This window comes from Streptomyces sp. W16, assembly GCF_033194735.1.
In the GTDB taxonomy this organism is placed as follows: domain Bacteria; phylum Actinomycetota; class Actinomycetes; order Streptomycetales; family Streptomycetaceae; genus Streptomyces.
Map to the genome: position 1 here is coordinate 1 of NZ_JAWOAI010000505.1, position 6881 is coordinate 6881.

The 6881-nt window shown below is 70.1% G+C and carries 7 protein-coding genes; 3 read left to right on the forward strand and 4 right to left on the reverse strand.

The features are described 5' to 3' along the window. Positions 1-87: 87 nt before the first annotated feature. The gene (locus R6V09_RS41905; protein WP_317886737.1) at positions 88-819 is read right to left on the reverse strand and encodes a hypothetical protein; all 732 of its coding nucleotides are present in this window, start codon (positions 817-819) and stop codon (positions 88-90) included. 190 nt (positions 820-1009) lie between these two features. Between R6V09_RS41905 and R6V09_RS41910 the strand changes: the two genes are divergently transcribed. From R6V09_RS41910 to R6V09_RS41920, 3 genes are read left to right on the forward strand one after another with little or no spacing between them, the layout of a single operon-like run. After that, entirely contained in the window at positions 1010-2317 is a 1308-nt protein-coding gene (locus R6V09_RS41910; protein ID WP_317886738.1) for a magnesium transporter MgtE N-terminal domain-containing protein, read from the forward strand. Next, positions 2307-2891, forward strand: a complete 585-nt coding sequence (locus tag R6V09_RS41915; protein ID WP_317886739.1) for a DUF1003 domain-containing protein — start codon at positions 2307-2309, stop codon at positions 2889-2891. Before R6V09_RS41910 ends, R6V09_RS41915 begins: the two co-directional genes overlap by 11 nt. A 42-nt stretch (positions 2892-2933) precedes the next feature. Beyond that, positions 2934-4067, forward strand: coding sequence for an Mrp/NBP35 family ATP-binding protein (locus R6V09_RS41920; protein WP_317886740.1), 1134 nt, complete (start codon positions 2934-2936; stop codon positions 4065-4067). A gap of 61 nt (positions 4068-4128) precedes the next feature. Here R6V09_RS41920 and R6V09_RS41925 read toward each other — a convergent pair whose 3' ends face one another. From R6V09_RS41925 to R6V09_RS41935, 3 genes are all read right to left on the reverse strand, one after another. Further along, a complete protein-coding gene (locus R6V09_RS41925) occupies positions 4129-4788 on the reverse strand; it encodes a hypothetical protein (protein WP_317886741.1) in 660 nt (219 codons plus the stop codon). A 222-nt stretch (positions 4789-5010) separates the two neighbouring features. Next, positions 5011-5439 (reverse strand): sec-independent translocase, encoded by a 429-nt coding sequence (locus tag R6V09_RS41930; RefSeq protein ID WP_317886742.1) that lies wholly within the window; start codon positions 5437-5439, stop codon positions 5011-5013. A 201-nt stretch (positions 5440-5640) separates the two neighbouring features. After that, the coding region (locus R6V09_RS41935; RefSeq protein WP_317886743.1) for a S1C family serine protease at positions 5641-6881 on the reverse strand (1241 nt) is incomplete at its 5' end.

Below are 6881 nucleotides of genomic sequence, written 5' to 3' on the forward strand. Positions count from 1 at the left end.
CTGCCGTCGCCCGCGACGACCCGTCAGCCGGCCCCGGCCGCGCTGCCGCGGCTGCTTCTGAAGAAACGCAAACGGCGGTAACTGCCGCTAGGAAGACGGCAGTTGCTTGCCGTAGTCGACAGTGTCGTCGTCCGCCGGTTCCGTCACGGCGAAGCTCTTGCCCCAGTCCGAGAAGGTCAGGGTGCCCGCGCCGCCCGCGCGGACCAGCCGGAGCGGATACGGCTTGCCCTCAAGGGACACGTCGAGGGTGCCGCCGGAGCCGTCGTCGCCGGTGATGCGGATGGTGCGGACGCCGTTCTGGTCGTGGTGTCCGTCCGTCGCGAGTGAACCGTGCAGGGTCAGCAGACTGGAGAGGAGGACGTCCTTGTCCGTGAAACCACTGAACTTCTTGTACGAGGGGTCACCCTGCGGCACCTTCACGTACTTGCCGTGCAGCGAGTCGCCGACGCCCGAGTCGCCGTTGCTGTTCCAGAAGTCCGCGTCGGCCTTCAGGTACAGCTGCTCGCCGATCCGCAGCAGCCCGAAGGTCGACCCCTTCGAGGTGACCGAGCCGCTGCCGCCGTCGGACTTCAGCCGCATGTCGAGCGTGTACGTCCGTCCGCTGGTGACGACGGTCCCGGAGAGCCGTACCGCGTCGGCGGCGCCCGCGGCCGTCACCGACTTCGACTGGATCTTGTCGGCGGCCAGCTTGCCGACCCCGTTGGTCCCCGCGTCCGGATCCTCACTGCACCCCGTCAGTCCCGTGCCCGTCACGACCAGGGCGCAGACCGCGCCGAACAGTGCCGCACGACGGTTTCGGACCGGGGGAATCGCAGTCACAGGTGGGGGGCCTTTCGTGCGGAGGGCGGCGATGGCGTACGGCAGCGTACCGGGGTCGTCACACGGTGGCGGAGCGGGTCCGTCCGGACCGCCCACCTGCGCGGATCGCAAACGGACGGGCTAGCCTGAAGCCCGTCCGAGCGGGCAAATCGGAACATCCGGAAACCAGGAAAGAAAGGGAGGTGCAGCCATGGCAGGAGGCGCCCCCAGGGTCTTCGTCTCGCACCTCTCCGGTGTCGCCGTCTTCGATCCGAACGGCGACCAGGTGGGCCGCGTCCGCGACCTCGTCGTCATGCTGCGCGTCGGCCAGCGACCGCCCAGGCTGCTCGGCCTGGTCGTCGAACTGTCCACCCGGCGCCGCATCTTCCTCCCCATGACCCGGGTCACCGGCATCGAGTCCGGCCAGGTCATCACCACCGGCGTGCTCAACGTCCGCCGCTTCGAGCAACGGCCCACCGAGCGGCTGGTGTTCGGCGAACTCCTCGACCGGCGCGTCACCCTCGTGGAGACCCACGAGGAGGTCACCGTCCTCGACCTGGCGGTACAGCAGCTGCCTGCCCGCCGGGACTGGGAGATCGACCGGGTCTTCGTACGCAAGGGCAAGGCCGGCGGAGCCTTCAGAAGGGCCAAGGGCGAGACGCTGACCGTGGAGTGGTCCGCCGTCACCGGTTTCTCCCTGGAGGAGCAGGGACAGGGCGCGGAGAGCCTCCTGGCCACCTTCGAGCAGCTGCGGCCCGCCGACCTCGCCAACGTCCTGCACCATCTATCCCCCAAGCGGCGCGCCGAGGTAGCCGCCGCCCTCGACGACGACCGTCTCGCCGACGTCCTCGAAGAGCTCCCGGAGGACGACCAGATCGAGATCCTCGGCAAGCTGAAGGAGGAGCGCGCGGCGGACGTCCTGGAGGCGATGGACCCGGACGACGCGGCCGACCTGCTCGGCGAGCTGCCGGAGGAGGACCAGGAGCGGCTGCTGAACCTGATGGAGCCCTCCGAAGCGGCCGACGTACGCCGCCTGATGTCGTACGAAGAGCACACCGCCGGCGGCCTGATGACGACCGAGCCGATCATCCTGCGCCCGGACGCGACCGTCGCCGACGCGCTCGCCCGGGTCCGCAACGCCGACCTCTCCCCCGCCCTCGCCGCCCAGGTCTACGTGTGCCGCCCGCCCGACGACACCCCCACCGGCAAGTACCTCGGCACGGTCCACTTCCAGCGGCTGCTGCGCGACCCGCCGTACACCCTGGTCAGCGCGATCATCGACGACGGCCTGCAACCGCTGGACCCGGACGCCTCGTTGCAGCTCATCGCCGGATTCTTCGCGACGTACGACATGGTCGCGGCGCCCGTGGTCGACGAGACCGGGTCGCTGCTCGGCGCGGTGACCGTGGACGACGTGCTGGACCACATGCTGCCCGAGGACTGGCGGGAGACGGAATTCCATCTGGACGAGGACGAGGCAGAAGCAGAAGCAGAGGAGGTGGCGGCTCATGACTCCTGAGCGCGAGACCACGCGTGAGCGGACCCCGGCGGGCGCGACCGCCACCCCCCGGTCGCGGACCCGGCTCGACCAGCCGCGCCCGCCCCGGCGCCGGCTGCTGCCCGAGTACGACCCGGAGGCCTTCGGACGGCTGTCGGAACGGATCGCCCGCTTCCTGGGCACCGGGCGGTTCATCGTCTGGATGACGGTCGTCATCATCGCGTGGGTGCTGTGGAACATCTTCGCCCCGCGCGCTGTGCGCTTCGACAACTACCCGTTCATCTTCCTCACGCTGATGCTGTCGCTCCAGGCCTCGTACGCGGCCCCGCTGATCCTGCTCGCGCAGAACCGGCAGGACGACCGCGACAAGGTCAACCTCGAACAGGACCGCAAGCAGAACGAGCGGTCGATCGCCGACACCGAGTACCTCACCCGCGAGATCGCCGCCCTGCGCATCGGTCTCGGCGAGGTGGCGACCCGGGACTGGATCCGCTCCGAGCTGCAGGACCTGGTGAAGGAGCTGGACGTGCGGCACGACGGGCATGTCGTATTCCCGGCAGAACGGTCTGCGGTGCGTGACGCAGACGACCGCTGAGGGGCTGGCCGAAGGGCCCATCCGGCGCCGTACCATCGACACATGGCTACGGAAGACGCGGTGCGTGAAGCGCTGTCGACGGTGAACGACCCCGAGATCAACCGACCCATCACCGAACTGGGGATGGTCAAGTCGGTGGACATCGGTGCGGACGGAGCGGTCGCGGTCACGGTGTACCTGACGGTCTCCGGCTGCCCCATGCGCGAGACGATCACGCAGCGCGTGACGGAGGCGGTCCTGGGTGTCGAGGGCGTCACCGGCGTCGACGTGACCCTGGACGTGATGAGCGACGAGCAGCGCAAGGAACTCGCGACCGCCCTGCGCGGTGGAAAGACCGAGCGCGAGGTCCCCTTCGCGCAGCCCGGCTCCCTCACCCGCGTCTACGCGGTCGCCTCCGGCAAGGGCGGCGTCGGCAAGTCCTCGGTGACGGTGAACCTCGCGGCGTCGATGGCCGCCGACGGCCTCAAGGTCGGGGTCGTCGACGCCGACATCTACGGCCACTCCGTGCCGCGCATGCTGGGCGCCGACGGCACCCCCACCCAGGTCGAGAACATGATCATGCCGCCGTCGGCCCACGGCGTGAAGGTCATCTCCATCGGCATGTTCACCCCGGGCAACGCCCCGGTGGTGTGGCGCGGCCCGATGCTGCACAGGGCGCTCCAGCAGTTCCTGGCGGACGTGTACTGGGGCGACCTCGACGTCCTGCTCCTCGACCTCCCGCCGGGCACGGGCGACATCGCGATCTCGGTCGCCCAGCTCGTCCCGAACGCCGAGATCCTGGTCGTGACGACCCCTCAGCAGGCGGCGGCCGAGGTCGCCGAGCGGGCGGGCTCCATCGCCGTACAGACCCACCAGAAGATCGTCGGCGTCGTCGAGAACATGGCGGGCCTGCCGTGCCCGCACTGCGGCGAGATGGTCGACGTCTTCGGCACCGGCGGCGGCCAGTCGGTGGCGGACGGCCTGACCCGCACGACGGGCGCCTCGGTCCCCGTCCTCGGCTCCATCCCGATCGACGTCCGCCTCCGCGAGGGCGGCGACGAGGGCAAACCGGTCGTCCTGACCGACCCGGACTCCCCGGCAGGCGCGGCCCTGCGGTCGATCGCGGGGAAGCTGGGGGGACGGCAGCGGGGCCTTTCGGGACTGTCACTCGGGATCACCCCCAAGAACAAGTTCTAGAGCTCTTCCTACGACGATGGGGGCGCCGTCCGCTGAGACGGCGCCCCCATCGTCGTAGCAGCTACTGGGCGTACGCCGCGATGTCCTTGATCACGGCGAAGCCGAGCCCGTACGCGCTCATTCCCCTGCCGTACGCCCCCACGTGGACCCCCGCCTGGGTCGACCCGGCCAGTACCCAGCCGAACTCGGACTCACGGTAGTGGAAGGGCGTCGGGACGCCGTCCACGGGCAGGGACAGGCTCGACCAGTCGTCGCCCGCGAGGTCGTCGGCCAGCACCCAGGCCGTCTCGGTCTGCTGCTCCAGCCAGTCGTCGCGCAGGGTGTGGTCCATCTGGCCGGGCCAGGTGAAGGACAGCAGTCCGACACCGGCGAGCCAGGCCGCCGAGGACACCGAGGTGGCCTCCAGGAGACCTGTGCCGTCGGCGGTGCGCCGGGCGGGGTTGCCCGCGACGGTGACGACCACCGCGAACTTCTCCTTGTCCTCCGTGCCTTCGTTGCGTACGGAGGGCTCGTCGCCGTGCCCGATCGAACCGTGCTCGACGGCACCGTCCGCCGCCATGCCCACCTGCATCAGCCAGCGCGGCCCCGTGAAGGCCTCGTCGAGGCCGTACCACGGGAAGGGCGCCAGCAGGTAGCCGTCGACCGTGCGCCGGGCGGAGGGGACCTGTTGTCCACCCTCCGCGGCCGGCGCCTGCGCGCCTACCCGACTCGTCGTCTCCATGCCGGACGCCTCCTCGCTCTCGTCGGACCGGGGCGGCCCGCCCCCCTTCGGGCGACTCGCCCGGTCCGCACAACAACTCGGCAGCATAGCCACCTCGTGGGAGGCAGCCCGGAAAGCGCCCGGCGCGTGAGGCGTGCGGAGGCCGTGTTCAGGCCGTACGAGGGCGTGGCGGACGTATGAAACGCGTCACGTGGGCAGCACTCCGGGAACCGCGCGGAAGGGTCAGGTGGCGTCCGCGTCGAAGGGCGGGCGCTCGTCCTTCTCGGGGTCCTCGGGCTTCTTGGTCATGTCGATACGACCACCGGAAGAGGGCGTGGAACTCGGGGCGTCGGCGCTCTGCACCGCCTCCGTGACCTCGGCCATCTCCTTCTTCAGGTCGAAGCCGTTGCGGATCTCCTTGAGCCCCAGCTCGTCGTTGTCCAGCTGCTTGCGCAGGAACGTCTTGGGGTTGAGGTCCTCGAAGTCGAAGTCCTTGAAGTCCGGGCCCAGTTCCTCGCGGATGTCGGCCTTGGCGCTCTCCGAGAACTCTCGGATCTTCCGGATCGTCCGCATGACGTCCTGGATGACCTTCGGGAGCTTGTCCGGACCGAAGACGAGCACGGCGAGGACAATGATCGTCACCAGCTCTAGCGGTCCTATGTCATTGAACACCTGAAGCTCCTTGCGATGTCCTCGGTCCTCGGCCCTCGGCGGTCTGTGCGCGTCTTCCGTGGTCCGGGCCGGGTCCACGGTACCCGGCGATCCCACCCGACCGGTACTGTCCCGTGGGCTACGAGTGGGTGTACGGGACCGGTTTTCCGGGTTGTTTGCCTAGTGGGACGGGGCGCGGGGCTCTCACCTGTGACGTTTCTGTCAATCACCGGTCGAGGAGCCCAGAACGAGCGACACGGTCATGTCCTTGCCGCCGCGTCGGAGGGTCAGGCGCAGGTGGTCGCCGGGGCGGTGGGCGCGGGTCCTGACGATCAGTTCGTCGCCGGAGTGGACGCGCTCGCCGTCGACCTCGGTGATGACGTCGCCCGCCTTGAGCCCGGCCTTGGCGCCCGGCCCGCCGACGGTGACGGCGGGGTCACCGCCACTCCCCTTCGTCGCGACGCGGGCTCCGTCCCCGGTGTAGTCCATGTCGAGGGTGACGCCGATGACCGGGTGGACGGCCTTCCCGGTGTTGATCAGCTCCTCGGCGACGCGCTTGGCCTGGTTGACGGGGATGGCGAAGCCGAGCCCGATGGAACCGGCCTGACCGCTGCCCAGGTCGGACCCGTCGTCGGCGGACCGGATGGCCGAGTTGATCCCGACGACCCGCCCCTGGGCGTCGAGCAGCGGCCCGCCGGAGTTGCCCGGGTTGATGGGCGCGTCGGTCTGCAGGGCGTCGACGTACGACACATCGCTCCCGTCCGCTGCCTCACCGCCGGCCGTGATGGGCCGGTCCTTGGCGCTGATGATCCCGGCGGTCACGGTGTTGTCGAGGTCGAAGGGAGCGCCGATCGCCACGACGGGGTCGCCGACCCGCACGTTGTCGGAGTTCCCGAGCGGCATCGGCTTCAGCCCACGCACCCCGCTCACCTGCACGACGGCGAGGTCGTACCCGGTGTCGTGCCCGACGACCTTCGCCTTGGCGGTCTGTCCCCCGCTGAAGCTCACGGATATCTCGCCGTCGCCGCCCGCGGGCTGCACGACATGGTTGTTGGTGAGGATGTGCCCCCGCGTGTCCAACACGATCCCGGTACCGGTCCCCGACTCCTCGTCACCGCTCACATGCAAGGTCACGACACTGGGCAACGCCCGAGCGGCAATCCCGGCCACACTCCCGGCAGCCCGCCCACCCCCCTCCACACCGGCCTGCGGCAGCACGACATCCCCGCCAGCATCGTCCCGCTCGACATACGCCCCTACGACACCTCCGACGCCCCCGGAAACCAGCGCGAGCACGAGCCCGGAGACGACGAGGAGTTTCCGGGTGCGGTTGCGGCGCTGCTGGTGGGTGGGGGTTGCTGTGCCGGTGTGCTGGAGGGGGGCCGGGGGCGGTGGGGACGCCCAGGGGTCGTAGCGGTGCCAGGGGTCGGGGGCGGGGAGAGGTGTGGAGTTTGGGGTGGGGG